Genomic DNA, 26,435 nt, shown 5'->3' on the forward strand with positions numbered 1-26,435 from the left:
TATAGAAGCAATTGGAGTGGTGTATGGCGGATACGCGTCGTTGGGTGTGGCTTGGCGGGATTGTCCTGCTGTGCGTTTTTGTGTTCCTGCTGCATTCGATCCTGACGCCGTTCCTGGTCGCGTTGTTGCTCGCCTATCTGTTCGATCCGGTCGTGGATCGCCTGGAAAAGCTCGGCCTGTCGCGGACCCTGGGCGTGGTGACGGTGTTTGCGCTGTTCACGTTGATCATCACCGCGCTGGTGCTGGTGCTGGTGCCGATGCTGGCCAAGCAGCTGTTTCGCTTGTACGAGCTGGCGCCGCAGATGCTCGACTGGCTGCAACACACGGCGATGCCCTGGGCTCAGACCAAGCTGGGGCTGTCGGAAGGGTTCTGGAAGTTCGACAAGGTCAAGGCCGCGATCAGCGAGCATATGGGCCAGACCACCGACATCGTCGGTGTGGTGCTCAGTCAGGCCACCGCTTCCAGCCTGGCGCTGATCGGTTGGCTGACGAATCTGGTGCTGATTCCGGTGGTGGCGTTTTACCTGCTGCGCGACTGGGACATCATGATGGCCAAGATTCGCGGCCTGCTGCCGCGAGACAGCGAGGAGCGCGTGGTATCACTGGCAGCAGAGTGCCATGAAGTGCTGGGTGCATTCGTGCGTGGCCAGTTGTTGGTGATGCTGGCACTGGGCATCATCTACGCGGCCGGGCTAATGGCCATCGGCCTGGAGCTGGGCCTGTTGATCGGCCTGATCGCGGGTCTGGCGGCCATTGTGCCCTACATGGGCTTTGTGATCGGGATCGGCGCGGCGCTGGTGGCCGGGTTGTTCCAGTTCGGCGGCGACCTGTACCCGATGCTGGGGATTGTCGCGGTGTTCATGGTCGGCCAGGCCCTCGAAGGCATGGTGCTGACGCCCTTGCTGGTGGGCGATCGGATCGGCCTGCACCCGGTGGCGGTTATCTTTGCTATCCTGGCGGGCGGTGAGCTGTTCGGTTTTACCGGCATCCTGCTGGCTTTGCCCGTGGCGGCAGTGATCATGGTGTTGGTGCGCCATGTGCACGTGCTGTACAAGGATTCGGATGTGTACACGGGCGTCGAAGACCCCGAGCTGTAATCGCAGTGCGACAAACCCGGCTCATGGCCGGGTTTGTTGTTTATGAGGTGGGCGCGTCAAATACTCCGTATAAACCGGCAGGTTAACGCAAACCTTTGATTTTGCTTGTGGTCTGCTGCATTGTGCGCCCGGCGTCACGGGTATAGACTTTGCCAACTTTACACAGAGGCCACTAGCGGTTCGATGGGAGCCGTTCAGTCAGCATGAAACCGATTCAGCTGCCCCTAGGTGTGCGTCTGCGTGATGACGCAACCTTTATCAATTACTACCCAGGCGCCAATGCCGCAGCACTCGGCTATGTCGAGCGTCTATGCGAAGCCGACGCCGGGTGGACGGAAAGCCTGATCTATCTGTGGGGCAAACATGGCGTGGGACGTACCCATCTGTTGCAGGCCGCGTGCCTGCGCTTCGAGCAGATGGGCGAGCCGGCGGTGTATCTGCCACTGGCCGAGCTGATGGACCGTGGCATCGGCATTTTCGACAACCTTGAGCAATACGAACTGGTGTGCCTGGATGACCTGCAGGCCATCGCCGGCAAAGCGCAGTGGGAAGAAGCCTTGTTCCATCTGTTCAACCGCCTGCGTGACAGCGGCAGGCGCCTGCTGATCGCGGCGTCCACCTCGCCCCGGGAATTGCCGGTCAAACTGGCCGACCTCAAGTCACGCCTCACCCTGGCGCTGATCTTTCAGATGCGTCCCTTGTCCGACGAAGACAAATTGCGTGCCCTGCAATTGCGTGCATCGCGTCGCGGCCTGCACCTTACCGACGAAGTCGGGCATTTTATTCTCACCCGTGGCACCCGCAGCATGAGCGCGTTGTTCGATTTGCTCGAACAACTTGACCAGGCCTCCCTGCAGGCACAAAGAAAATTGACGATCCCTTTTCTCAAAGAGACGTTGGGCTGGTAACCGTTTGATTCGCAACGGTTCGGCATTTTTCAGGCGCCAGAAATCCTGCGTTTTAGCCTCGCCGGCTACGCATTGTGCTCATTAAATGGAATTACGGCTTAGATGGCGCAGTCCAATCGCCAAGTCACATAGACCTCGATTGAATTTGCAAATCGATCCGATAGCGGGCATAGTCTCGGCTTCTTTACATACCAGCCACGGTCGTGCCCATGCTAAATCGCTTCGCACCCCTCGTGCCTCTCGCACTTGTCACCCTGTTGTTTGGTTGCGCCTCCCAGCCCCAGCAAGTGGCTGTCCAGCAAAAACCACAGGTTCAAAGCCAGGCAAAATTCGTTGCTGCTCAGTCTGCTTCTGTTTACGAAGAAGAGCTGGCAACCGAAAAAGAGCTGACCGATTTCTCCGGCAGCAAGCCTTACCAGCTTCCGGTGCTGGCCGACAGCATCCTTGAACGCGGCATGTCGCTGATCGGTACCCGTTACCGTTTCGGCGGTACCTCTGAAGCCGGTTTCGATTGCAGCGGTTTCATCGGTTATCTGTTTCGTGAAGAAGCGGGCATGAATCTGCCACGCTCGACGCGCGAAATGATCAACGTGAAAGCACCGTTGGTCGCGCGCAACAACCTCAAGCCTGGCGATCTGCTTTTCTTCAGTACAGCGGGCCGTGGTCGTGTCAGCCACGCCGGTATCTACCTGGGCGATAACCAGTTTATCCACTCCAGCAGCCGTCGCAGTGGCGGTGTTCGAGTCGACAGCCTGGGCGACAGTTACTGGAGCAAGACCTTCATTGAAGCCAAGCGCGCACTGGCCATGGCCCCGTCCACAGTGACCGCCAGTAAGTAAAGTTAAAGTGATACTTGAAGTTTGACGCGTAAGCGCTAGAATCCCTGGACATTGTTGTAATCCGTTCGCGCGAGCTTTGCTTGCGCGTTCTGGTTTTCAGCGTTCGGCAGCGAAAGCCGCATCCAGACCAGGATTGTTCTGCCCATGTCGACCTCAGCCCGCCTCATGCTTCTTGTTTGCGCCGCGCTGCTCAGCGCCTGCGCAAGCCGTCCACCGCCGCCGGCGCCTGTCGCCGTGAAGCCCAAGCCGGTGTTCAACTACGCTGCCACCCAGAGTTTCTCGCCTGCGGCCGAAGACGTGCTTTTCCGTGCACTCGGCCTGGTTGGCACACCGTATCGCTGGGGCGGTAATACGCCGGATTCGGGGTTCGATTGCAGTGGCCTGATCGGGTTCGTCTATCGTGATGCCGCCGGCATTTCCCTGCCGCGTACCACCCGCGAACTGATCGTGATGCGCGCCCAGGACGTGAGTGAACAGAACCTGCAGACCGGTGATTTGCTGTTCTTCGCCACCGGCGGCGGTTCCCGCGTCAGCCATGCGGGCATCTACGTGGGTGAAGGTCGTTTCGTGCACGCGCCGCAAACCGGCGGCACAGTGAAGCTGGATACCCTGTCCAAGGCGTATTGGCAGAATGCGTACCTGAGCGCCAAGCGCGTATTGCCGGCCGAGCATCTGGCGCGCAACCCTTAACGCTGAAACCAGGATCCATATGTGGGAGGGGCTTGCTCCCGATGACGGTGCATCAGTCCAGGAATTCATTGACTGACCCACTGCTATCGGGGGCAAGCCCCTCTCACATTTTTTCGCGGCGTTTATTTAGCTGCTGAAACCCGCCACACCTTATTCCCCACATCATCAGCCACCAGCAGATCCCCCTGCTGATCGATCACCACGCCCACCGGCCGGCCCATGGCTTTCTCGTCCTTGTCGAGGAAGCCGGTCAGCACGTCCACCGGCTGCCCCTTGGGTTGCCCGCCTTCGAACGGCACGAAGATCACCTTGTAGCCACTGTGCGGCTTGCGGTTCCACGAGCCGTGCTGGCCGATGAACGCGCCGTTGCTGAATGGCGCCGGGAGTTTGCTGCCATCGGCAAAGGTCAGTCCCAGGGACGCGGTATGCGGGCCCACGGCGTAGTCCGGCGCAATGGCCTTGGCCACAAGCTCCGGGTTCTGCGGCGTCACGCGCACATCCACATGCTGACCGTAGTAACTGAACGGCCAGCCATAAAAGCCGCCATCCTTGACCGAAGTGATGTAATCCGGCACCAGGTCGCTGCCGATTTCGTCGCGCTCGTTGACTGCCGTCCACAGTTTGCCGCTTTGCGGTTCCCAGGCCATGCCGTTGGGGTTGCGCAGGCCCGAGGCGAAAATCCGGTGCTGGCCGGTGGCGCGGTCAACTTCCCAGATCGCTGCGCGGCCTTGTTCGGCTTCCAGGCCGTTTTCGCCGACGTTACTGTTGGAGCCGACGCTCACGTACAGCTTGCTGCCGTCCTTGCTCGCCACCACGTTTTTCGTCCAGTGGTGATTCAGCGGGCCACCGGGCAAGTCCACCACCGTGGCGCCCTGGGTTTTGATCGCGGTTTCACCAGGCTGATAGGCAAAGCGCAGCAGCTTGTCCGAGTCGGCCACGTAGAGGTCGTTGCCCACCAGGGTCATGCCGAATGGCGAGTTGAGATTTTCCAGGAACACCGTGCGTGTCTCGGCCACACCGTCATGGTCGGCATCGCGCAGCAGGGTGATGCGGTTCGGGCTCGGCACGCCAGCGCCAGCGCGGCCCATGACTTTTTCCATCACCCAGCCGCGAATACCCTTGGCATCATCCGGCTTGGGCGGCGCGTTGGTTTCGGCCACCAGCACGTCGCCATTGGGCAACACATACAGCCAGCGCGGGTGGTCCAGGCCTTCGGCGAACGCGGCCACCTGAGTACCGGCGGCGGCCGTCGGCTTGGCGCCTTCAGGCCAGCCGATGGCCGGTGCGATATTCACGGTGGGGATCAGCGTCTTGTTCGGCTGCGGCAATTTGGGCGACGGCCCGGTGCCATCCGAGACCTGCAACGTCGAGCTTTCACCGCAGGCGGCGAGGGTGCCGGCGAGCATGATGAGTAAGGCGAGTCTTGTTTTATGCATGATTTTCTCCTGAATGCCTGTAAGGGTAGAGGATTGCCTGCCCAGGATGGTTCAAGTGCCAGGCCAGCTTTAATTGACGCTCCCCCCCAACCCACTAACCTTCGCCGCTTGTTCCAGGTGCTCCGTGGCGCGTGCGTCGACAGAGTGAAACAGGGAAGCCGGTGAGTGAGCGCACTTGTACACAGTGCTGCCGCGATCCCGGCGCTGCCCCCGCAACGGTAAATGAGTCAAAACGGTGCTGTTTGCCACTGTATCGTGCGCGATATGGGAAGGCGCGCCGCCGGCCTGCCTGCGCTTGATACGTGCAGGCGCCGCTCATGAGTCCGGAGACCGGCCTTGAACATTCAACAGCATCACGGTGGGCGATGCTTGGCTGTCTGTATGCGCTTGTTTCCTGCCCGCCGTTTTTGTCCAGCCCCAACGGAGAGCTGCCATGACCGATTCCCCCGAACGCGACGAGCGCCATCTGGCGCGCATGCTGCGCAAAAAAGCCGTGATCGACGAGCGCATCGCCAACTCGCCGAATGAGTGCGGCCTGTTGCTGGTGCTCACCGGCAACGGTAAAGGCAAGAGCAGCTCGGCCTTCGGCATGCTGGCCCGCGCCATGGGCCATGGCATGCAGTGCGGTGTGGTGCAGTTCATCAAGGGGCGTTTCAGCACCGGCGAAGAGATGTTCTTCCGCCGCTTCCCCGAGCAGGTGCGCTTTCACGTGATGGGCGAAGGCTTCACCTGGGAAACCCAGGACCGCCAGCGCGACATCGCCGCCGCCGAGGCCGCCTGGGCGGTGTCCCGGGCGATGCTGCAAGACGCCTCCATTGGCCTGGTGGTGCTGGACGAACTGAACATCGCCCTCAAGCACGGCTACCTCAACCTCGATCAGGTCCTCAGCGACCTGCAGGCCCGCCCGCCGATGCAACACGTAGTGGTCACCGGCCGTGGCGCCAAGCCCGAGCTGATTGAAATGGGCGATACCGTCACCGAAATGGGCATGCTCAAGCACGCATTCCAGGCCGGCATCAAGGCTCAGAAGGGCGTCGAACTTTGAATCAGCCCCGTCATTGCCCGGCCGTACTGATCGCCGCACCGGCGTCCGGCCAGGGCAAAACCACTGTGACGGCTGCCCTGGCCCGCTTGCACCGCAACCTTGGGCGCAAGGTGCGCGTGTTCAAGTGCGGCCCGGACTTCCTCGACCCGATGATCCACGAGCGCGCCAGCGGTGCGCCGGTGTATCAGTTGGACATGTGGATGGTGGGCGAGCAGGAAAGTCGCCGCCTGCTGTGGGAAGCGGCGGGCGAGGCCGACCTTATTCTGATTGAAGGCGTCATGGGCCTGTTCGACGGCACGCCCTCCAGCGCCGACCTGGCGCGACATTTCGGCGTGCCGGTGCTCGGCGTGATCGACGGCACGGCCATGGCCCAGACCTTCGGCGCACTGGCCCTGGGCCTGGCGCGCTACCAGCCGGACCTGCCGTTCGCCGGCGTGCTGGCCAACCGGGTCGGTACCCTGCGCCATGCGCAACTGCTCGAAGGCAGCCTCACCGAGGGCCTGCGCTGGTACGGCGCGCTGTCCCGCGAGACCGGTATCGAACTGCCCAGCCGCCACCTGGGACTGGTGCAGGCCAGTGAACTCAATGACCTCGACGCGCGCCTGGACGCCGCCGCCCAGGCGCTGGGCAGCAGTTGCGAAGTGGCGGTGCCGCCGTCAGTGACCTTTGCCGTGCCTGAAGTGATCGAGGCCGAGCCGCTGCTCGCCGGCGTGCGCATTGCCATCGCTCGGGACGAAGCGTTTGCCTTCACCTATGGCGCCAGCCTGGACCTGTTGCGGGCGATGGGGGCCGAGCTGACGTTCTTTTCTCCGCTCCACGATAGCCAGCTGCCTGAGGCCGACAGCCTCTACCTGCCCGGTGGTTACCCGGAACTGCACCACCAGGCGCTGTCGCACAATACCTCGATGCTCGCGTCCATTCGCGCCCATCACGCGGCGAACAAACCCTTGCTCGCCGAGTGTGGCGGCATGTTGTACCTGCTCGACTCGCTCACCGACGTCGACGGCACCCGCGCCGAACTGGTGGGCCTGTTGCAGGGCGACGCGGTGATGCAGAAAAAACTGGCAGCGCTGGCGCTGCAGAGTGTCGAGCTGCCGGAGGGCACGTTGCGCGGGCACACCTATCACCATTCCTTGACCAGCACCGAGTGGCAGCCGATCGCCCGTGGCCTGAGCCCCAATGGCGGGCGCGGCGCCGAGGCGGTGTATCGACAGGGACGGATGACCGCTTCCTATGTGCACTTTTACTTTCCGTCGAATCCGGCGGCGGTGGCCGCGCTTTTTGCGCCGGACCTCAAGACAGCGTTCACAGATCAAACGGTGGGAGCGGGTTTGCCCGCGACTGGGCCATGACCGATCACGCATTCCCCCAGGCCGAACGCGACGCCGTCTACCGCGCCATCGCCGAACGCCGCGACATGCGCCACTTCAGCGGCGGCACGGTCACACCCGAATTATTGCAGCGCCTGCTCCAGGCCGCACACCAGGCCCCCAGTGTCGGCCTGATGCAGCCGTGGCGGTTTATCCGTATCAGCGACCGTTCGTTGCGCGGGCGGATTCAGCAACTGGTGGAAGAGGAACGCGTGCGCACCGCACAGGCTCTGGGGGAGAGTTCCGACCAGTTCATGAAGCTCAAGGTCGAAGGCATTCATGACTGCGCCGAAGTGCTGGTGGCGGCGCTGATGGATGACCGTGAGCGGCATATCTTCGGCCGTCGCACCTTGCCGGAAATGGACATGGCCTCGCTGTCCTGCGCGATCCAGAACCTGTGGCTGGCAGCGCGGGTGGAAGGGTTGGGCATGGGCTGGGTGTCGCTGTTCGAGCCCCGGGCCCTGGCCGACCTGCTGGGCTTGCCGCCGGGCGCCAAACCCCTGGCCGTGTTGTGCCTGGGCCCGGTCGCCGAATTTTATCCGGCGCCGATGCTGCAGCTCGAAGGCTGGCGCGAGCCACAACCGTTGAGTGACATGCTGTATGAAAATGCGTGGGGAGTGAGTCAATGAGTGTGGCCTTGCTGTGCGTCGCTGCGGTGGCGCTGGACGCGCTGCTGGGTGAGCCCCGGCGCTGGCATCCGCTGGTGGCGTTTGGCAACTTCGCCGGGCGTATCGAGCAACGCTTCAACAGCGGTGGACGCGGCTGGCGCAGCCATGGCGTGACCGCCTGGGTGATCGCAGTGGTGCCGTTGACCCTGCTGGCCACCGCGTTGTCATGGGCGCCCTACATTGGCTGGGCGCTGGAGATCCTCGCGTTGTACTGCGCCCTGGGCATGCGCAGCCTGGGCGAACATGTGATGCCCGTGGCCCAGGCCCTGCGCAGCGATGACCTGGTTGAGGCGCGCACACGGGTGAGCTACCTGGTCAGCCGCGAGACCGCCGAACTGGACGCCACCGACGTCGCCCGCGCCGCCACCGAATCGGTGCTGGAAAACGGCAGCGACGCGGTATTTGCCGCACTGTTCTGGTTTGTGGTTGCCGGCGTGCCGGGCGTGGTGCTTTATCGTCTGAGCAATACGCTGGACGCGATGTGGGGCTACCGCACTGAACGCTTCGAGCGCTTCGGCTGGGCAGCGGCCAGAATTGACGATGTGCTCAACTATATTCCCGCACGGCTGGTGGCCTTGACCTACGCCGTGCTGGGCAAGACCCGCCTGGCGCTCAAGTGCTGGCGCACCCAGGGGCCGACCTGGGACAGCCCCAACGCTGGCCCGGTGATGGCGGCTGGCGCGGGCGCGCTGGGCGTGGCGCTTGGCGGTGCGGCGATTTATCACGGCGAGCTGCACCAGCGTCCACCGCTGGGCGAAGGCCCGCCGGCGGATGCCGATGCCATCGAGCGGGGCTGGCAACTGGTGCAACGCGGCGTATGGTTGTGGCTGCTGATCCTGTGCGCGGGGGCGCAATTTTATGCTTGAGCACGGCGGACGGCTGCGCAAGGCGGCCATTCAATACGGTATTGCCGAAGATCAGTGGCTCGACCTGTCCAGCGGCCTGGCGCCGTGGCCATGGCCGATCCCCGAGATCCCGCTGCGGGCCTGGGCGCGCCTGCCGGAAACCGACGATGGCCTGGAGTTGGCCGCCAGCGAGTATTACGGCGCGGCGCATGTGTTGCCGGTGGCCGGTTCCCAGATGGCCATCCAGCTACTGCCGCGCCTGCGTCGCTCCGGCAAGGTCGGCGTGTTGTCGCCGTGTTATGCCGAACATGCCGAGGCCTGGCGTCGCGCCGGGTATGTGGTGCGCGAAGTGCAGGAGCAGGAAGTCGACTTCTTTCTCGACAGCCTCGATGTGCTGGTGGTGGTCAACCCGAACAACCCCACCGGGTTGAACCTGAGCCCGCAACGTCTGCTCGATTGGCACGCCCGCCTGGCGCAACGCGGTGGCTGGCTGGTGGTGGACGAAGCGTTCATGGACGTCACCCCGCACCTGAGCCTGGCAGGCCATGCCCATCAGGTCGGGTTGATCGTGCTGCGTTCATTCGGCAAGTTCTTCGGCCTGGCCGGTGTGCGGCTTGGCTTTGTCCTGGCCGAGCGGCGGTTGCTCAAGTTGCTCGCCGAGCAGGTCGGTCCCTGGGCCGTCAGCGGGCCGACGCGCGTGCTGGGTCAGGCATGTCTGCGTGACAGCGACGGGCATACGCGCCAGCGTGCGCGGTGTGTCGAGGCCGCTCAGCGTTTGTTTGCCCTGCTCGAGCGCCACGGCTTTCAACCTCAGGGCGGCTGCGCTCTGTTCCAGTGGTTGATCACGACGCACGCCGAACGGCTGCACGAATTCATGGCCCAGCGCGGCATCCTGCTGCGCCTGTTTGTCCACAACAGCAGCCTGCGCTTCGGCCTGCCCGATACCGAGGCCGACTGGCTGCGCCTCGATACGGCCCTGGCCGCTTACCGGGAGACCGCATGAGTACGCTGATGGTGCAGGGCACCACCTCCGATGCCGGCAAAAGTACCCTGGTGACCGCGCTGTGCCGCTGGCTGGTGCGCCAGGGCGTGGCGGTGGCGCCGTTCAAGCCGCAGAACATGGCCCTCAACAGCGCCGTGACCGCCGAAGGCGGCGAGATCGGCCGTGCCCAGGCTGTACAGGCCCAGGCCGCGCGCCTGGCGCCCCACACCGACATGAACCCGGTGTTGCTCAAACCCAACAGCGACACCGGTTCCCAGGTCATCATCCATGGCCGCGCCGTCACCAGCATGAACGCGGTGGCCTATCACGATTACAAAGCCATCGCGATGCAGGCGGTGCTGGCCTCTCACGCGCGCCTGAGCGCAGCCTACCCGGTGGTGATGGTGGAAGGCGCGGGGTCGCCGGCAGAGATCAACCTGCGCGCCAACGACATCGCCAACATGGGCTTTGCCGAGGCGGTGGATTGCCCGGTGCTGCTGATCGCCGATATCAACCGTGGCGGCGTGTTCGCCCACCTGGTGGGCACCCTGGAATTGCTCTCGCCCAGCGAACAGGCGCGGGTTCGGGGCTTCATCATCAACCGCTTTCGCGGCGACATCGCGCTGCTGCAGCCGGGGCTGGATTGGCTGCAGGCGCGCACCGGCAAACCGGTGGTGGGCGTGTTGCCTTATGTGATGGACCTGCACCTGGAAGCCGAGGACGGCATCGACCGGCGCCAGATCGACAAGGCTGCGCAGGTGCTCAAGGTGGTGGTGCCGGTGTTGCCGCGCATCAGCAATCATACGGATTTCGACCCGTTGCGCCTGCATCCCCAGGTAGATTTGCAGTTCGTGGGGCCGGGCCAGCCGATCCCGGCCGCCGACCTGATCATCCTGCCAGGCTCGAAAAGTGTGCGCAGTGACTTGGCGTACCTGCGCGCCAATGGCTGGGACAGCGCCGTGGCGCGGCATTTGCGCTATGGCGGCAAGGTGTTGGGGATTTGCGGTGGTTTGCAGATGCTCGGCGAGCAGGTGCATGACCCGCTTGGGCTGGAAGGGGCGGCGGGGTCCAGTGATGGGCTGGGGTTGCTGGGGTTCACCACCACGCTTGAAGAAGAAAAGCAGTTGCGCAATGTGCGTGGGCGGCTGTTGTTGGAGGACGCTGAGGTCAGTGGCTATGAGATTCATGCGGGGGTGACGTCGGGTGACGGGCTGTCGCGTGCTGCGGTGCTGCTCGATGATGGGCGCAGTGATGGCGCGCTCAGTGCTGACGGGCAAATTCTCGGCACCTACTTGCACGGATTGTTCGAAACTCCCGCCGCGTGCAGCGCCTTGCTGCGTTGGGCCGGGTTGCCGGATGTGCAGGAGGTGGATTACCACGCGTTGCGTGAGCGCGATATCGAGCGGTTGGCGGATTTGGTCGAGAACCATCTGGATACCGAGTTGTTACGCAAACTGTGTGGAATCTGACGGTGTACATACGGCGTCTCTGTGGAAGCGGGCTTGCCCGCGATGGCGGCCTGACAGTCGGTCACTATTTAACTGAAGCGCCGAGTTCCAAATGTGGGAGGGGGCTTGCTCCCGATGGCGGTTTTTCAGTGTACATATCCGTTGCTGCGGTAACGGCTGCTTATGGTTCCGCTCTTACAGCGGGTCACTTTTGGAAGAGCCCAAAAGTAACCAAAAGGCTCTCGCCCCACCACTCGGCACCTCGCTTAGGCTCGGTGTGCCCGAACACAGGCTTGAATCCGTGGGCCGCCGCGATGGGCCATCCATGGCCCAGCGCGGCTAACCCGGCGTCCTGCCGGGTTGCCCACGGATTCAAGCCTGCGTTCGGCCAGCGTGGTTTTACGGGGCGCCTGAGATCACAAGCAAAATCAAAAGCCAGCTCAACAGCTGATGTGCTTTTCTGTGGAAGCGGGCTTGCCCGCAATGGCGGCCTGACAGCCAAACAATTTCAGCCAACCGAAGGTGCCATCCATGCTTGAACTGATCCTCGGTGGCGCTCGTTCCGGCAAAAGCCGTCTCGCCGAAAAGCTTGCCTGCGACAGTGCCTTGCCGGTCACTTATATCGCCACCAGCCAGCCGCTGGACGGTGAGATGAATGAGCGGGTTGCCTTGCATCGCCAGCGTCGACCCGAGCATTGGGGTTTGATCGAAGAGCCCATTGAGCTGGCGCGTGTCCTGCGCGACAACGCGGCAGTGGATCGCTGCCTGTTGGTGGACTGCCTGACCCTGTGGCTGACCAACCTGCTGATGCTCGAGGACGCAGGGCGCCTGGCGTTCGAGCGCGATCAACTGCTGGACACCCTGGCCTCGCTGCCTGGGCAGATCATTTTTGTCAGCAACGAGACCGGTCTGGGTGTCGTGCCGCTGGGCGAATTGACTCGCCGCTATGTGGATGAAGCCGGTTGGCTGCATCAAGCCCTGGCCGAGCGTTGTCAGCGTGTTGTCCTGACCGTCGCCGGCCTGCCCCTGACTTTGAAAGGTACTGCGTTATGAGTGACACCTGGTGGCTCAACCCGTGTAAGGCGATTGACGCCTCGGCGTACGAACAAGCCCTGGCACGCCAGCAGCAATTGACCAAGCCGGCCGGTTCCCTTGGCCAACTGGAAGCGCTGGCGGTGCAATTGGCGGGGTTGCAGGGACGTGTCAAACCGTCGGTGGATCGGCTGTGGATCGCGATCTTCGCCGGCGATCACGGCGTGGTTGCCGAAGGTGTATCGGCCTTTCCCCAGGAAGTGACCGGGCAGATGCTGCACAACTTTGTCAGCGGCGGCGCGGCCATCAGTGTGTTGGCGCGCCAGTTGGATGCGCAGCTGGAAGTGGTCGACCTCGGCACCGTCACGCCTGCGTTGAAACTGCCCGGCGTGCGTCATTTGAATCTCGGCGCGGGCACGGCGAATTTCGTCAAGGGCTCGGCGATGACTGCGGCCCAGGGCAGGCAAGCGCTGCAAGCCGGCCGCGATAGCGTGCTGCGCGCCGTGGAGAGCGGCGCGCAATTGTTTATCGGCGGCGAGATGGGCATCGGCAACACCACCGCCGCCAGTGCGTTGGCGTGTGCCTTGCTCGATTGCCCGGTGACAGACCTGACCGGCCCGGGCACGGGGCTCAATGCCCAGGGTGTCAGCCACAAAGTGGCCGTTATCGAGCGCGCGCTGGCGCTGCACGCCGGGCAACGCGGTGATGCGCTGCAGACGCTGTTCAACCTCGGCGGGTTTGAGATCGCGGCGCTGGTCGGCGCGTATCTGGCCTGTGCCCAGGAGGGCGTCGCGGTGCTGGTGGACGGGTTTATCTGCACCGTCGCGGCGCTGGTTGCCACGCATCTGAACCCGCCGTGCCGCGACTGGCTGCTGTTTGGCCATCGTGGCGCCGAGCCAGGGCATCGCCATGTGCTGCAACGCCTCGACGCCCAGCCATTGCTGGACCTTGGCCTGCGCCTGGGCGAAGGCAGTGGCGCGGCAACGGCGGTGCCGCTGTTGCGCCTGGCCTGCGCGCTGCACGGGCAGATGGCGACCTTCGCCGAAGCGGCCGTGGCGGACCGTCCTGCATGACCTTGCACCTGGACTTGCTGCGTCACGGTGAAACCGAATTGGGCGGTGGACTGCGCGGCAGCCTGGATGACGCGCTCACCGCCAACGGCTGGGCGCAGATGCGTGCCGCCGTGGTCGAGCAGGGGCCCTGGGCCCGCGTAATCAGTTCGCCGCTGCAACGCTGTGCGCGTTTTGCCGAGGAGTTGGGTGCACGCCTCGACCTGCCGGTGAGCCTGGAAAAAGACCTGCAGGAGCTGCACTTCGGTGCCTGGGAAGGGCAGAGCGCGGCGGCACTGATGCAAACCGATGCTGAAGGCCTGGGCCTGTTCTGGGCCGATCCGTATAACTTCACCCCACCCGAGGGAGAGCCGGTCAGCGATTTTTCCGACCGCGTACTTGGTGCGGTCTCACGCCTGCATCAGGCCTATGCCGGTGAGCGCGTGCTGTTGATCAGCCACGGCGGGGTGATGCGTTTGCTGCTGGCCCGCGCGCGTGGCCTGCCCCGCGAGCAGTTGCTGAACGTCGAAGTCGGCCACGGCGGGCTGTTCAGCCTGCGCGTCGGCGCAGGCGGTTTATTGAAGGAAGACATCTGATCATGTTGCCGTTCTGGATCGCCCTGCAATTTTTGAGCAGCCTGCCGATTCGCCTGCCGGGCATGCCGCAACCCCGGGAGCTGGGGCGGTCGTTGCTGTTTTATCCACTGGTGGGTTTGCTGTTCGGGTTGCTGCTGTGGGGCTTGAACAGTCTGTTGATGGGCGCACCGCTGTTGCTGCACGCCGCGCTGCTATTGACTGCGTGGGTATTGCTCAGTGGCGGCCTGCACCTGGACGGCCTGGCAGACAGCGCGGATGCCTGGCTCGGTGGCTTCGGCGACCGCGAGCGTACGCTCAGCATTATGAAAGACCCGCGCAGCGGGCCGATTGCCGTGGTAACCCTGGGCCTGGTGTTGCTGCTCAAGTTCGCGGCGTTGGTCGCCCTGATCGAGCAGCACAACGGTGCGGCCTTGATCCTGGCGCCGCTGATCGGGCGCGCCTCGATGCTGGCGCTGTTTCTCACCACGCGCTATGTGCGGGCAGGGGGATTGGGCCAGGCCTTGTCAGATTATTTACCGCGCGTGGTGGGCCAGCAGGTGCTGATCCTCAGCGGTTTGGCCTGCCTGCTGATCGGCGGTTTCAGTGGCGGCATCGCCGTGCTGCTCGCAGCGCTGTGCTTTATCGGCCTGCGCCGGCTGATGGTCAAGCGGCTCGGTGGCACCACTGGCGATACGGCCGGCGCCGTGTTGGAGCTGCTGGAAGTGGCGGTGCTGGTCGGGCTGGCTTTGTAACACTTTCTTGCATTTGCTCAATCGCGGGTATATACACGCTCCATGCTTGCCTCCCAATGTTTATGTATCAACCTGCGTCGCGCCGCTCGTGGCGTCAGCAGGCACTACGACGGCGCCCTCGACGGCTTCGGGATCAACGTCGCCCAGTATTCACTGCTGTGCAACCTGCAGCGGCTGGATCAGCCGAGTATTTCCAGCCTGGCCGATGCCATGGGCCTGGATCGCAGCACCCTGGGGCGCAATCTGCGGGTGCTGGAATGCGAAGGCCTGGTGCAGTTGGTCGAGGGTAGCGACCTGCGAAACCGTCTGGTGATGTTGACCGATGCCGGTACAGAGCGGCTGGCTGCTGCGTTGCCGGCCTGGGAAGCGGCGCAGCAGAAACTGATTGACCGACTGGGCGCCGACAAGCGCGAAACCCTGTTGGCCTTGCTGGACGAACTCGCCTGAGGGCGGGTTCGTTCGACGATAAGCGGGTATATACCCGCGAGCGGAGAATAAGAAATGACCTCGATGTGGCGCACCAGTGGCTGGGTTCTTGTGGGGAGTGCGCTGATCCTGGCGTTGTCTTTGGGCGTGCGTCATGGCTTTGGCCTGTTTTTGTCGCCGATGAGCGCCGAATTCGGCTGGGGCCGTGAGACCTTCGCCTTCGCCATTGCCTTGCAAAACCTGATCTGGGGCCTGGCGCAGCCGTTCACCGGGGCTCTGGCCGACCGCTTTGGCGCGACCAAAACCGTGTTTGTCGGCGGCGTTCTTTACGCCGTGGGCCTGGTGTTGATGGGCTTGTCCGATTCGGCGTGGTCGCTGTCATTAAGCGCGGGCCTGTTGATCGGCATCGGTCTGTCCGGCACTTCGTTTTCGGTGATCCTCGGTGTGGTCGGGCGTGCGGTGGCCCCGGAAAAACGTAGCATGGCCATGGGCATTGCCAGCGCCGCCGGGTCTTTTGGCCAATTCGCCATGGTGCCGGGCACCCTGGGTCTGATCAGTTGGCTGGGTTGGTCGGCCGCGCTCTTGGCACTGGGCTTGATGGTGGCGCTGATTCTGCCGCTGGTCAGCATGCTCAAGGACAGGCCGCTGCCGGTACTGGTCGGCCAGCAGACCCTGCGTGAAGCGTTGCGGGAAGCCTGTTCCCACTCCGGCTTCTGGTTACTGGCTTTTGGTTTCTTTGTCTGCGGTTTTCAAGTGGTGTTCATCGGTGTGCATTTGCCCGCCTACCTGGTGGACCAGCATTTGCCGGCCACGGTCGGCACCACCGTGCTGGCGTTGATTGGCCTGTTCAATATCTTCGGCACCTACACCGCCGGTTGGCTCGGCGGGCGCATGTCCAAGCCGCGCCTGCTCACGGGGTTGTATCTGTTGCGTGCGGTGGTGATCGCGCTGTTCCTGTGGGCGCCGGTGACCCAGGTCAGCGCGTACCTGTTCGGCATGGCCATGGGGTTCCTGTGGCTGTCCACCGTGCCGCTGACCAATGGCACGGTCGCGACGCTGTTCGGTGTGCGAAACCTCTCCATGCTCGGTGGGATTGTGTTCCTGTTTCACCAGCTCGGCTCGTTCCTCGGCGGCTGGTTGGGCGGGGTGGTCTATGATCATACCGGCAACTACGATTTGATCTGGCAGGTGGCAATTGTGCTCAGCCTGATCGCTGCAGGCCTGAACTGGCCGGTGCGCGAGCGGCCGGTGGCCAGGCTGCAGGCGCAGATGGAGGCAGCATGAGCGGGACAGCAAGGTCGTTGGTGATCGTCGCCGGCATCGTCCTGTTGCTGATGGCCTGGTGGGGCTGGCAACGTGGAGGACTGGCGTTGATGCAACTGGGTATGTCGATCTGTTAAGTTCGGGCTCTGAATTTTTTATAGGACATTTCCACATGCACATGCGCTGGCTTGCAGTTCCCGTGTTGATGGCGGCTTTTGGCGGGGTGGCGATGGCTGCCGAGTGTCCGCCGCTGCTCGAAGGGCAACTGCCCAAGTTGCGTGCGAAAGAATCCATCGACCTGTGCCAGCGCTTTGCCGGTAAACCGCTGGTGATCGTCAATACCGCGAGCTTCTGCGGGTTCGCGCCGCAATTCAAAGGTCTCGAAGCCTTGTACCAACGCTACAAGGGTCAGGGGCTGGAAGTGATCGGCGTGCCATCCGACGACTTCAAGCAGGAAGCCAAGACCGGCGAGGAGACCGCCAAGGTCTGCTATGTGAATTACGGCGTCACGTTCACCATGACCGAGCCGCAGCCGGTCAGGGGCGCGGACGCGGTGCACCTGTTCAAGGTGCTGGCGCAGCAAAGCAACGCGCCCAAATGGAATTTCTACAAGTACGTGGTGGACCGCCAGGGCAAGGTCATCGCCGACTTTTCCAGCCTCACCAAGCCCGACAGCCCGGAGTTGATAGATGCGGTCGAAAAGGCAATCGCCTCCAAACCCTGATGGGCGCCCATTGAAAAGCCCCGCCTCCCTTGCAGGAGAGCGGGGCTTTTTTATGCCGCTGTGAATCAGAAGCGGTAGGTCATGCCCAGGCCGAAACCATTGGCACTGTTTTCATACTTGGCGTTGTAGCTGGCCAATTGGTTGGAGCGTGCAACCTTGACGTCCTCTTCCTTCAGGTAGGAGTAGGCCACGTCGACGGTCATGTTCGGCATCACTTCGTAGCCAAGGCCCAGGCTGAAGATGGTGCGGTCGCCGGTCGGGATGCGCGGCGAGCGATCCGTGTTGTTGGTCGGCGACTGGTCGAACGTCAAGCCGGTACGCAGTACCACCTGTTTGGTCAGCTGGTACGAGGTACCCAAGGCGTAGGCCCAGGTATCGTGCCAGTTCTGGTCTTCCTTGATGGTGCTCACCAGGGCTGGCGCCAGTGCGCCGCCGGTAGCGCCGCTCACGCCCTTGTTTTCGACGGTGATGTCTTTCAGACGGCTCCAACGGGTCCAGGTCGCGCCCGCGTAGAGTTTCCACGCGTCGGTCAGGTCCTGGGTGACCGACAGGTCGTAGGACTCAGGGGTGTCGATCTTCAGCGACGCATCGTAGCGATTGCTGCGCAGGAACGGCGAAGTCGCAGTCGGTGCGGTGACTTCGGTATGGCCATCGAGCTTGTAGCTGACCTTGGAGTGATAGGTCAGGCCGACACGGGTGGTGTCGGTGGCTTGAACCAGCACGCCGACGTTGAAGCCCAGTGCGGTGTCGTCACCCTTGATCTTGATATTGGTGTCCGGCGCGGCAGGGTTCAGCGTCAGGTCCGATTCCAGTGTGCCGGCGATGCGGTTGATGGTCGGGCCAAAACCTACGGAAACGCGATCATTGAAGGCGTAGCTGACGGTAGGCTGCAAGGTGATGACTTTTACTTCGCTTTTGCTGCCAAAGCCACGGCCCTGGAAGCCGCTTTCGTAATCGGTCACCAGGCCGAACGGTGCATAGACGCCGAAACCGACCGCCCATTGATCGTTGAGTTTATTGGTGTAGAAACCGAAAGGAACGCCAGTGAAAGGCACCATATCGCCTTTGTTGCTGCCGCGGGAGCGGCCACTCACGTCGCTGATGTCGGTGGAGGCGTCGATGGCTGCAGCGCCACCCGTGACCTGCTGGCCTTGCAGGCGTGCCATACCGGCAGGGTTGCCGTAGACAGTGCTTGCATCATCGGCAGAAGAGGAACGACCGGCGAAACCCGTACCCATCCCGCTGACGCTCTGTTCGTTCAGCGCGAAACCGCTTGCGAACAGTTGGGAAGAGGCCATGGCAACGGCGAAGCTAAGTGTGGTCTTGAGCATTACTTTTTTCATTATTAGAACTCCGTGGTGATCACCGTTGCGGAAAGTATCAATAAATTTAACATCGCGCTATAGGCTGTAATGCAGGAGATAGAGGGGTTTTGTAGGACAATCCGACCATAATTTCCGTTATTTGACGAATCTTGCAAATTCCCCGGTCGGTGGGGGCTCATGATTCATTGGCGAAACACCGGTTTACCGAGCTTTGCTCACCATGCGTAGTCCGCTTTGAGCATGAAATATTTATTTTCAGATACGTGTCACCCGTCGATAAGGCTCACTTACGCTTCAATCAGCAGGGATGGTCGACGACGCCTGAGCGGGGAGGGCTTGGCAGCAATGAATCGAAGCTCAGGCTCGCCGAAAGCGGATCATGCCGCTCGAGTTGAAGTGTAGTGTGATATTCGTGATGTAAAAGGCTGTTTTTAAAACATCTTCTTCATTCAGTTATAACGGTTATATCTATTCGAACTGAGGTCGAAATCGCCGAGTACAAATCGCGGGCAATAAAAAACCCTGTTTTTCAGACAGGGTTTTTGCGTTTCAGCGACTCGGGTCGATCAGGCAACCAGTGCCTGACGGGTACGCTCGATCACGGCCTGCAGCGGTTCTGCGCTGGAGTATTGATCGGGGTACAGGCGTTCGCTGTGACGCGCGATGCCGTGTTCGTTGACCAGGGTGAAACTGAAGCAGCCTTTGCGAGCGGCCATGATCAGGCAGTTCATTGGGGCAAAAGCGTTGGTGAGGGTGCGGATGGCATCCTGAGTGTGAATTTGAGCGTTCATATTATGGGTGTTCCTACAAATGACACGGTTTAAGAACCGTGCAACGTTAAAACGTTCCAGTAACGTTGATCACCATTGATCAAACGAAGAACCTGACTGGAACAAAGCCGCCAGTTTGAAGCGCTGATAATTAGGCGCGCTTGGGCTGGCAGGTAGGTACTTAGGAGGGCAGGCAACACAACAAGGGCAAAGGTTCTGGGCCCGGGGTGAAGATCCTGATCAATCTGCAGGTTGGTTCGGTCAGAGTATGGAAACTTCGCGACACCCTTTGCTTGTTCAAAGGCTGTGTCGTCGCAAGCGATACCTGGAAACCATCGAGGTGGTCGATCCCGCGTTGTTCAGGGGATTTGTTCGACCAGAATTGACTTTCAGCTTGGTACTAACGCCGCGGATAGTAATGGATCGAAACACGAAAGGAAAGCCCGCTGGCAAAAAAACTTCATTCAGCCGCCAAGCAGTCCGCGATACACCAGCACCGTAATCGCCGCCGCCAGCGAGCAGCCCAGCGCGTAGGTGGCCAGGGTCAGCCGCAGTGACTGGCCTGCTTCGACCGCCTTCATCACATCCCCCATGTCATTGATCCGGCCCTCACCCAGCTCAATGCACAGGCTCAATGCCGTGAACGCCGCAGACACCAGAATGGCGATGGCGAACAATGCGCCGTCGGGGGAGGGCAGCGCCGCATTGATGCCCAGAGACGTCGCGCAGATGGCCAATAACAACACGGCGAATAACAGCATTCCTTTCATGTATCCGTACACCGATGCGCTGCCAGGTGGGGCAGTGTGGCGACCGGAAAGGCATTTGAAAAGTCCCGCTTTCGCACCTTCGGTAACATTTGCGCTGGTTGACGACTCAAAAAATCACGTTCATATAGCCGGATGATTGCAACTTGTGCACATTGGTTGCAGCCTGTGTCGTGCTGCCGGTACTTGCACTCCGGGGCCGCCATTTGCCTGCAATGAAAATTTAAGTCAATGAAAAACATCGCTTTTTTTTATTGGTGAAAAAATCGTCAGTTTGACTGCGGCCCCCGTTCCATGGGGCTTTGCGCAAGTTAAAGCACGGTTGTCCACTGAGTTATCCACAGCTTCTGTGGATTGTCCCAGGCGCTTGCTCTAGCACGGGCGTGCAGGTTTATTTCAGCTTTACCTGCACGAAAAAAAGAGTAGAGTGGCGCGCCTTCCGATCTGTCCCACAGTGCTTTATGAAGTTTCGCTCAGTATCATCTTCTGTTACCGATACCTCCCAGACTGTTACCGCACCCAGGCGCTTCTCCCTGAAGGTCGCCTTGTGGCTGCTCGACAGTCCACGCCTGGGGCATCACACCAACGTCAAGCACTTTGCCGGGCGTTTGCTCAAACAGCCGGCCCGCGCAGGCGTGGTGGCTGCGCAGAGTCGCCTGGGCGAACTCATGTGCCGTGAATGCGGGAATGCCCGCGACCGTCGCATCGGCCACGACCTGCTGCGCCTGGCCGCCCGCGCCGGCGATCACCGTGCCCTGCGCGAATTGGCCCAGGTCGAAGACTGAGCTGTCCTCCAGCCCTGTGCTTGGTTAACCTTGGTCTTTTTCGGTGACGGCAAATATGGCTATGGCTTTTGACTGGACCAGCCTCGCGCTGGGCCTCGCGGGCGCCGCGGTGCCGTTATTGGCGCTGTGTTGGCAGCTTCAGCGGCGCCTGACTGCGCGCACCACCGGCTGGGAACTGCTCGAAGAACGACTGGCCACCGCGCAACTGGCCCAGGAAGGGCTTGCCGCCCAGCTGGACGCCAGCCGCGATGAGATCAGCGACTTGAGCCACGCCAACGCGGCCAAGCAGGCGGATCTGGCGGCCGTGCGTCGCGAGGTCGAATTGCTGCAGGTCGATCGCGATAATGCCCGCGATGCCGCCCACGCCTGGAATCTCGACCGTAGCGCCAAGGAAACCGAACTGCGCCGCCTCGACGCCCTGGCGGCCGCCTTGCGCGCCGAGCTGCGCGAGCAACAGGACAGCCACCAGCAACGCCTCACCGACCTGCAAGGTTCCCGGGATGAGCTGCGTGCGCAATTCGCTGAGCTGGCCGGGAAGATCTTCGATGAGCGTGAGCAGCGTTTCGCCGAAACCAGCCAGGAACGCCTCGGTCAGTTGCTCGATCCGCTCAAGGAACGCATCCAGTCCTTCGAAAAGCGCGTTGAAGAAAGCTACCAGAATGAAGCCCGTGAACGTTTCTCCCTGGCCAAGGAGCTTGAACGCCTGCAGCAATTGAACCTGCGCCTGTCGGACGAAGCCACCAACCTGACCCGCGCCCTCAAGGGCCAGAAAACCCAGGGCAACTGGGGCGAGTTGATCCTTGAGCGCGTGCTGGAGCATGCAGGCCTGGAGAAGGGCCGCGAGTACCAGACACAAGTCAGCCTCAAGGGTCCGGACGGCGAGCGTTTCCAGCCGGATGTGCTGATCATGTTGCCCGGCGACAAGCAGGTGGTCGTCGACTCCAAGGTCAGCCTGACCGCCTACCAGCAGTATGTGGCGGCGGATGACGAGGTGATCGGCCAGGCGGCGTTGAAGCAGCACGTGCTGTCGCTGCGCAATCACGTCAAAGGCTTGGCCGGCAAGGATTACAAACGCCTGGAGGGTTTGCACAGCCTGGACTTCGTGCTGTTGTTCGTGCCGATCGAGGCGGCTTTTTCGGCGGCCTTGCAGGCCGAGCCCAACCTGTTCCAGGAAGCGTTCGACCGCCACATCGTGATCGTCAGCCCCACCACCTTGCTCGCCACATTGCGCGTGATCGACAGCCTGTGGAAGCAGGAGCGTCAAAGCCAGAACGCGCGGGAGATCGCCGAACGCGCCGGGTGGCTGTACGACAAGTTCGTGCTGTTTATCCAGGACCTGGATGAAGTGGGCAACCGGCTGCAGCAGTTGGATAAGGCTTACAGCGCAGCGCGCAACAAGCTTACGGATGGACGCGGAAATCTGGTCAGCCGCACCGAGCAATTAAGGCTGCTCGGTGCCCGCGCCAGCAAAAGCCTGCCGGCCGATTTGCTCGAACGCGCGATGACCGACTCTGATGGCGTGGCGCACGTTCCCGAATAAAAACGCAGCCCCAGTGTGGGAGGGGACTTGCTCCCGATAGCGGCGGGCCAGCTACGTTTTGGTTGGCTGAGCGACTGCAATCGGGAGCACGCCCCCTGCCACATTTTGACCGAGTGAAGCAGGCTTACAGCGGCAGGTGCCGGCTTAACAGCGCCCGCAGCGCTGCAGGTTTTACCGGCTTGGCCAGGTAGTCCAGCCCCGCTGCGTGAACTTCGGCGACTGTCTCTGCACGGCCATCGGCGCTGATCACCACGCCGGGAATCGGCTCGGCCAGCTGCGCACGCAACCAACCCATCAGCCCGGTGCCGGTTTCGCCGTGGTCCAGGTGATAGTCCACCAACACCAGTTGCGGACGTACGCCGTCGGCAAGCAAGACGGCGCATTGCGCCTGATCGGCGGCGGTCCATACTTCGCAGCCCCACCGGGTCAGCAGGCTGCGCATACCGATCAGGATGCTGTCTTCATTGTCCACGCACAGCACGCGCGCGCCACTCAGCGGTTGGCCGGTTTCCTGCGGCGCCTTGAGCGGTGGGCTGGCTTGGTTGCGCGCCAATGGCACGCGCACGCTGAACACGCTGCCTTTGCCCGGCCAGGAGCGCACGCTCAGGCGGTGGCCCAGCACCCGGCACAAGCCATCGGCAATCGCCAGGCCCAGGCCCAGGCCTTTCTCGGCGCGGGTCTGGTGGCTGTCCAGGCGCTTGAACTCCTCGAAAATGACCTTCTGTTTATCCAGCGGAATGCCCGGGCCACGGTCCCACACCTCCAGGCACAATTCCCCGCGACGCCGGCGTACGCCCAGCAGCACCGGGCCTTCGGCATAACGGAATGCATTGGTCAGAAAATTCTGCAAAATCCGCCGCAGCAGCTTGATGTCACTGTCGACTCGCAGACGGCTGCCGCGCAGACGAAAGCGCAAGCCTTGCTCCTGAGCCAACGCCTTGAACTCGGCGCCAAGGGTGTCGAACAGTTCGTTCAGTACAAACGGCTGACGCTGCGGGTTGATCTTGCCGTTTTCCAGGCGCGAAATGTCCAGCAGGTCGCTGATCAGGTCTTCAGCCGAACGCAGCGAACTGTCCAGGTGCTGCACCAGTTGCCGGGCGTCGGTCGAAAGGCCGTCGTGCTGATGGGAGAGGGCGGCGGAGAACAGACGTGCAGCGTTCAAGGGCTGCATCAGGTCATGGCTCACTGCGGCGAGAAAGCGGGTTTTCGACTGGCTGGCAGACTCGGCCACGCCTTTGGCGTCGGTGAGTGCCAGGTTGAGTTGCGACAGTTCATGGGTGCGCTCGGTCACCCGTTGTTCCAGCCCTTCATTGGCCTCGGTGAGGGCCTGCTCCGCTTCGCGGAACGCGGTGATGTCGGTGAAACTCATGACAAAGCCGCCGCCCGGCATCGGATTGCCGATCAGCTCGATCACCCGGCCATTGGGAAACAGACGCTCGGAAGTGTGCGCACGGCCCTGGCGCATCCAGTGCAGACGTCGCGCCACATGCACCTCGGCCTCGCCCGGGCCGCACAGGCCGCGTTCGGCGTTGTAGCGAATGATGTCGGCAATCGGCCGGCCCACGCTGATCAGCCCGTCCGGGTAGTTGAACAGCTCCAGGTAACGGCGGTTCCAGGCCACCAGCTTGAGTGACTGATCGACCACGCTGATGCCCTGGGTGATGTTCTCGATGGCGCCTTGCAACAGGGCCCGGTTGAACTGCAGCACTTCCGAGGCTTCGTCGGCGATTCGGACGACGTCCTCAAGCTGCATTTCCCGACCTTCAATGGCAGCTTTTACCACCGCCCGCGTCGACGAGGCGCCGAGTACCCCGGCCAGCAGGCGTTCGGTGTGGGCGATCCAGTCATTGTCGGCATTCTGGTTGGGGTTGAAACCTTTGCCCTGACGATAGGCGAAGCGGATGAAGCTCTGCTGCGCGCGTTCCTCACCGACAAAGCGCGCCGCCAGGCTGAGCAGGTCGCTGATCTGCACCGACAGCATGGAGCGCGCGCTGGCACGCTGGCTGGTCTCCTGGCCGATAAAGCGGCCGGCCTGCCAATGCTCGGAAACCCGGGTGCGCGACAACATCGACACCCACACGAACAGAGTGAAGTTGCCTGCCAGGGAAAACACCGTGCCGAGGGTCAGCGAGGTGACGGACAACCCCAGCGGGTGCGAATGCAGCCAGGTCATGCCGGGGAAAATGCTGAAGGACCAACCGAGACTTTTCGCGGTCACCGGTAGGACCAGGGTGTAGAACCACAGGAACGTGCCCGCCGCGAGGCCTGCAAACACGCCACGCCGATTGGCCTGCTTCCAGTACAACGCGCCGAGCATGGCGGGCGCCAGTTGGGTCACGGCGGCAAAGGCGATCTGACCGATGGTGGCCAGGCTGGCGGTGGAGCCCAGCAACCGATAGCTGACATAGGCCAGCAGCAGGATGATCACAATGCTGACCCGGCGCACCGAGAGCATCCAGTGGCGGAACACTTCGAACGGCCGCTCGGCGCTGGAACGGCGCAGCAGCCAGGGCAGCAGCATGTCGTTGGACACCATGGTCGACAGCGCGATACTGGCCACGATCACCATGCCGGTGGCGGCCGAGGCGCCGCCGATAAACGCCAACACCGCCAGCGCCGGATGAGCTTCGGCCAAGGGCAGGCTGATCACGTAGGAGTCGGGCAATACCGAGCCGGGCAGCAGCATCTTGCCGCCCAAGGCAATTGGCACCACGAACAGTGCGGCGAGGATCAGGTACGCCGGAAACACCCATTTGGCCAGGCGCAGGTCCTGCGGGTCGATGTTCTCGACCACTGTGACGTGGAACTGCCGTGGCAGGCAGATGATCGCCATCATGGCCACGCCCGTCTGCACCACCATCGACGGCCAATTGATGGTCTCTTTCCAGTATTCCTCCAGCCGGGGCGCGAGCATTGCCTGGCTGAACAGGTCGTCGAAGCCGTCATACAAGCCGTAGGTCACAAACGCGCCGACCGCAAGAAACGCGAACAGCTTGACCAGCGATTCGAATGCAATCGCCAGCACCATCCCTCGGTGGTGTTCGGTGGCGTCGAGGTTGCGGGTGCCGAAGACGATAGTGAACAGCGCCAGCACCAGTGAAACCACCAGCGCCGTGTCCTGGGCGCGGGTGCCGGTGGTGTCGGCGCCAGAGCCGATCAACAGGTTGACCCCCAGCACGATGCCTTTGAGTTGCAGCGCGATATACGGCAGCACGCCGACCAGGCAGATCAATGCAACCACCACGGCCAGCGACTGGGATTTGCCATAACGGGCGGCGATAAAGTCGGCGATGGAGGTGATGTTTTCCTGCTTGCTGATCAGCACCATCTTTTGCAGCACCCAGGGTGCCAGTACCAGCAACAGCACCGGGCCCAGGTAGATCGGGATGAATGCCCACAGCTGTTCGGCCGCCTGGCCGACGGCGCCGAAGAACGTCCAGCTGGTGCAATACACCGCCAGCGACAGGCTGTACACCCAGGCGCGCACACGTGGTGGCAATGGCGCGCGGCGGCGGTCACCGTAGAAGGCGATGGCAAACATAATGGCCATATAGGCCAGGGCAACGGCGGCGATCAGCCCGCTGGACAGCGTCATGTTAACTCCGAGCACAGGAACACCCAGGCAGACCCGGCCCGGCGGGACAGTCTCGCATGATGCAGGGGGTTAGTCAGTGTCGACCAAGGTCGCCCCCTCGATCACCTCGGTGGCAGGGTTTTCTGACGCAGGATGTAAACCGTTACCAGCACGGCGCTGGTCAGCATGAACCCGCGCGCCCAGGGCGAGGGCACCAGGTAGCAGGATACGCCGATACTCAGCCACATCAGGCCGATGGCGTAGACCTTGCCCTTGAGCGGGATGCCATTGCCGTCCAGATAGCCTCGAATCCACGGGCCCAGTTGCGGGTGCTCCACCAGCCAGCGGTAGAAGCGCGGAGAGCTGCGTGCGAAGCAGGCGGCGGCGAGCAGGAGGAACGGCGTGGTGGGCAGCACCGGCAGGAAAATGCCGATCACCCCCAGCGCCACGCTGAGCCAGCCGATGGCCAGCAGCGTATAGCGCAGGAGCGGCGAGCGATTGCCCATGGGTGTCACGGGCAAACCA

25 protein-coding genes and 1 riboswitch are annotated in these 26,435 nt (G+C 62.3%); of the genes, 19 read left to right on the forward strand and 6 right to left on the reverse strand.

The features are described from left to right. Positions 1–23: 23 nt before the first annotated feature. The 4 genes from ACXX81_RS05440 (at position 24) to ACXX81_RS05455 (ending at position 3,534) form a co-directional block, all read left to right on the forward strand. Positions 24–1,097: an AI-2E family transporter gene (locus tag ACXX81_RS05440; protein ID WP_057010335.1), complete on the forward strand. Its 1,074-nt coding sequence runs from the start codon at positions 24–26 to the stop codon at positions 1,095–1,097. A gap of 203 nt (positions 1,098–1,300) precedes the next feature. After that, complete coding sequence (hda, locus tag ACXX81_RS05445) at positions 1,301–2,005, forward strand: DnaA regulatory inactivator Hda (RefSeq protein WP_209983550.1); 705 nt, start codon at positions 1,301–1,303, stop codon at positions 2,003–2,005. A gap of 209 nt (positions 2,006–2,214) precedes the next feature. Next, positions 2,215–2,844, forward strand: coding sequence for a C40 family peptidase (locus ACXX81_RS05450; protein WP_060548805.1), 630 nt, complete (start codon positions 2,215–2,217; stop codon positions 2,842–2,844). A gap of 144 nt (positions 2,845–2,988) precedes the next feature. Continuing rightward, positions 2,989–3,534, forward strand: coding sequence for a C40 family peptidase (locus ACXX81_RS05455; RefSeq protein ID WP_057010337.1), 546 nt, complete (start codon positions 2,989–2,991; stop codon positions 3,532–3,534). Positions 3,535–3,656: 122 nt separating this feature from the next. Here ACXX81_RS05455 and ACXX81_RS05460 read toward each other — a convergent pair whose 3' ends face one another. After that, positions 3,657–4,970 (reverse strand): PQQ-dependent sugar dehydrogenase, encoded by a 1,314-nt coding sequence (locus ACXX81_RS05460; RefSeq protein WP_458571331.1) that lies wholly within the window; start codon positions 4,968–4,970, stop codon positions 3,657–3,659. Positions 4,971–5,068: 98 nt separating this feature from the next. Next, positions 5,069–5,323, forward strand: a riboswitch (cobalamin riboswitch). A gap of 80 nt (positions 5,324–5,403) precedes the next feature. Here ACXX81_RS05460 and cobO point away from each other — a divergent pair. From cobO to ACXX81_RS05525, 13 genes are all read left to right on the forward strand, one after another. Next, positions 5,404–6,015 (forward strand): cob(I)yrinic acid a,c-diamide adenosyltransferase, encoded by a 612-nt coding sequence (gene cobO / locus ACXX81_RS05465; protein WP_209983545.1) that lies wholly within the window; start codon positions 5,404–5,406, stop codon positions 6,013–6,015. After that, positions 6,012–7,367 carry a cobyrinic acid a,c-diamide synthase CobB gene (locus ACXX81_RS05470; RefSeq protein WP_209983542.1) on the forward strand — a complete coding sequence of 452 codons (1,356 nt, stop codon included), beginning with the start codon at positions 6,012–6,014 and terminating at the stop codon, positions 7,365–7,367. The genes cobO and ACXX81_RS05470 overlap by 4 nt, the downstream gene beginning before the upstream one ends. Then, complete coding sequence (gene bluB / locus ACXX81_RS05475; protein ID WP_231421562.1) at positions 7,364–8,014, forward strand: 5,6-dimethylbenzimidazole synthase; 651 nt, start codon at positions 7,364–7,366, stop codon at positions 8,012–8,014. Before ACXX81_RS05470 ends, bluB begins: the two co-directional genes overlap by 4 nt. Beyond that, the gene (gene cbiB, locus ACXX81_RS05480; RefSeq protein ID WP_231421563.1) at positions 8,011–8,919 is read left to right on the forward strand and encodes an adenosylcobinamide-phosphate synthase CbiB; all 909 of its coding nucleotides are present in this window, start codon (positions 8,011–8,013) and stop codon (positions 8,917–8,919) included. The genes bluB and cbiB overlap by 4 nt, the downstream gene beginning before the upstream one ends. After that, positions 8,912–9,901 carry a threonine-phosphate decarboxylase CobD gene (cobD, locus tag ACXX81_RS05485; RefSeq protein WP_209983536.1) on the forward strand — a complete coding sequence of 330 codons (990 nt, stop codon included), beginning with the start codon at positions 8,912–8,914 and terminating at the stop codon, positions 9,899–9,901. The genes cbiB and cobD overlap by 8 nt, the downstream gene beginning before the upstream one ends. Further along, positions 9,898–11,349 (forward strand): cobyric acid synthase, encoded by a 1,452-nt coding sequence (locus ACXX81_RS05490; RefSeq protein ID WP_458571332.1) that lies wholly within the window; start codon positions 9,898–9,900, stop codon positions 11,347–11,349. The genes cobD and ACXX81_RS05490 overlap by 4 nt, the downstream gene beginning before the upstream one ends. A gap of 510 nt (positions 11,350–11,859) precedes the next feature. Next, positions 11,860–12,381 carry a bifunctional adenosylcobinamide kinase/adenosylcobinamide-phosphate guanylyltransferase gene (gene cobU / locus ACXX81_RS05495; RefSeq protein ID WP_458571333.1) on the forward strand — a complete coding sequence of 174 codons (522 nt, stop codon included), beginning with the start codon at positions 11,860–11,862 and terminating at the stop codon, positions 12,379–12,381. Then, positions 12,378–13,433, forward strand: coding sequence for a nicotinate-nucleotide--dimethylbenzimidazole phosphoribosyltransferase (gene cobT, locus ACXX81_RS05500; protein WP_231421566.1), 1,056 nt, complete (start codon positions 12,378–12,380; stop codon positions 13,431–13,433). The genes cobU and cobT overlap by 4 nt, the downstream gene beginning before the upstream one ends. Beyond that, positions 13,430–14,005 carry an alpha-ribazole phosphatase family protein gene (gene cobC / locus ACXX81_RS05505; RefSeq protein ID WP_322214163.1) on the forward strand — a complete coding sequence of 192 codons (576 nt, stop codon included), beginning with the start codon at positions 13,430–13,432 and terminating at the stop codon, positions 14,003–14,005. Before cobT ends, cobC begins: the two co-directional genes overlap by 4 nt. A 2-nt stretch (positions 14,006–14,007) precedes the next feature. After that, a complete protein-coding gene (locus ACXX81_RS05510; protein ID WP_458571334.1) occupies positions 14,008–14,736 on the forward strand; it encodes an adenosylcobinamide-GDP ribazoletransferase in 729 nt (242 codons plus the stop codon). 42 nt (positions 14,737–14,778) lie between these two features. Next, a complete protein-coding gene (locus tag ACXX81_RS05515) occupies positions 14,779–15,183 on the forward strand; it encodes a MarR family winged helix-turn-helix transcriptional regulator (RefSeq protein ID WP_209983523.1) in 405 nt (134 codons plus the stop codon). A gap of 54 nt (positions 15,184–15,237) precedes the next feature. Beyond that, positions 15,238–16,446, forward strand: a complete 1,209-nt coding sequence (locus tag ACXX81_RS05520; RefSeq protein WP_416195169.1) for an MFS transporter — start codon at positions 15,238–15,240, stop codon at positions 16,444–16,446. 151 nt (positions 16,447–16,597) lie between these two features. Next, complete coding sequence (locus tag ACXX81_RS05525) at positions 16,598–17,149, forward strand: glutathione peroxidase (protein ID WP_231421569.1); 552 nt, start codon at positions 16,598–16,600, stop codon at positions 17,147–17,149. A 65-nt stretch (positions 17,150–17,214) separates the two neighbouring features. On the opposite strand, the gene ACXX81_RS05530 is transcribed toward ACXX81_RS05525, so the two are convergent. The 3 genes from ACXX81_RS05530 to ACXX81_RS05540 form a co-directional block, all read right to left on the reverse strand. Next, positions 17,215–18,492: an OmpP1/FadL family transporter gene (locus tag ACXX81_RS05530; protein ID WP_057010350.1), complete on the reverse strand. Its 1,278-nt coding sequence runs from the start codon at positions 18,490–18,492 to the stop codon at positions 17,215–17,217. A gap of 548 nt (positions 18,493–19,040) precedes the next feature. Continuing rightward, the gene (locus ACXX81_RS05535) at positions 19,041–19,265 is read right to left on the reverse strand and encodes a hypothetical protein (RefSeq protein WP_003175353.1); all 225 of its coding nucleotides are present in this window, start codon (positions 19,263–19,265) and stop codon (positions 19,041–19,043) included. A 443-nt stretch (positions 19,266–19,708) separates the two neighbouring features. After that, on the reverse strand, positions 19,709–20,014 hold the full coding sequence (locus tag ACXX81_RS05540; protein ID WP_458571335.1) for a hypothetical protein: 306 nt from the start codon (positions 20,012–20,014) through the stop codon (positions 19,709–19,711). 458 nt (positions 20,015–20,472) lie between these two features. Between ACXX81_RS05540 and ACXX81_RS05545 the strand changes: the two genes are divergently transcribed. Both ACXX81_RS05545 and ACXX81_RS05550 read left to right on the forward strand, forming a co-directional pair. Then, positions 20,473–20,796, forward strand: a complete 324-nt coding sequence (locus tag ACXX81_RS05545; RefSeq protein ID WP_458571336.1) for an SEL1-like repeat protein — start codon at positions 20,473–20,475, stop codon at positions 20,794–20,796. Between the two features lie 175 nt (positions 20,797–20,971). Continuing rightward, positions 20,972–22,336, forward strand: coding sequence for a DNA recombination protein RmuC (locus ACXX81_RS05550; RefSeq protein WP_458572566.1), 1,365 nt, complete (start codon positions 20,972–20,974; stop codon positions 22,334–22,336). Between the two features lie 124 nt (positions 22,337–22,460). Here the strand turns inward: ACXX81_RS05550 and ACXX81_RS05555 are convergent, their stop codons facing one another. Then, positions 22,461–25,931 (reverse strand): hybrid sensor histidine kinase/response regulator, encoded by a 3,471-nt coding sequence (locus ACXX81_RS05555; RefSeq protein WP_458571337.1) that lies wholly within the window; start codon positions 25,929–25,931, stop codon positions 22,461–22,463. A gap of 101 nt (positions 25,932–26,032) precedes the next feature. Beyond that, positions 26,033–26,416, reverse strand: coding sequence for a YbaN family protein (locus tag ACXX81_RS05560; RefSeq protein ID WP_458571338.1), 384 nt, complete (start codon positions 26,414–26,416; stop codon positions 26,033–26,035). Positions 26,417–26,435: the final 19 nt, after the last annotated feature.

This window comes from Pseudomonas sp. GNP013 (assembly GCF_054343995.1).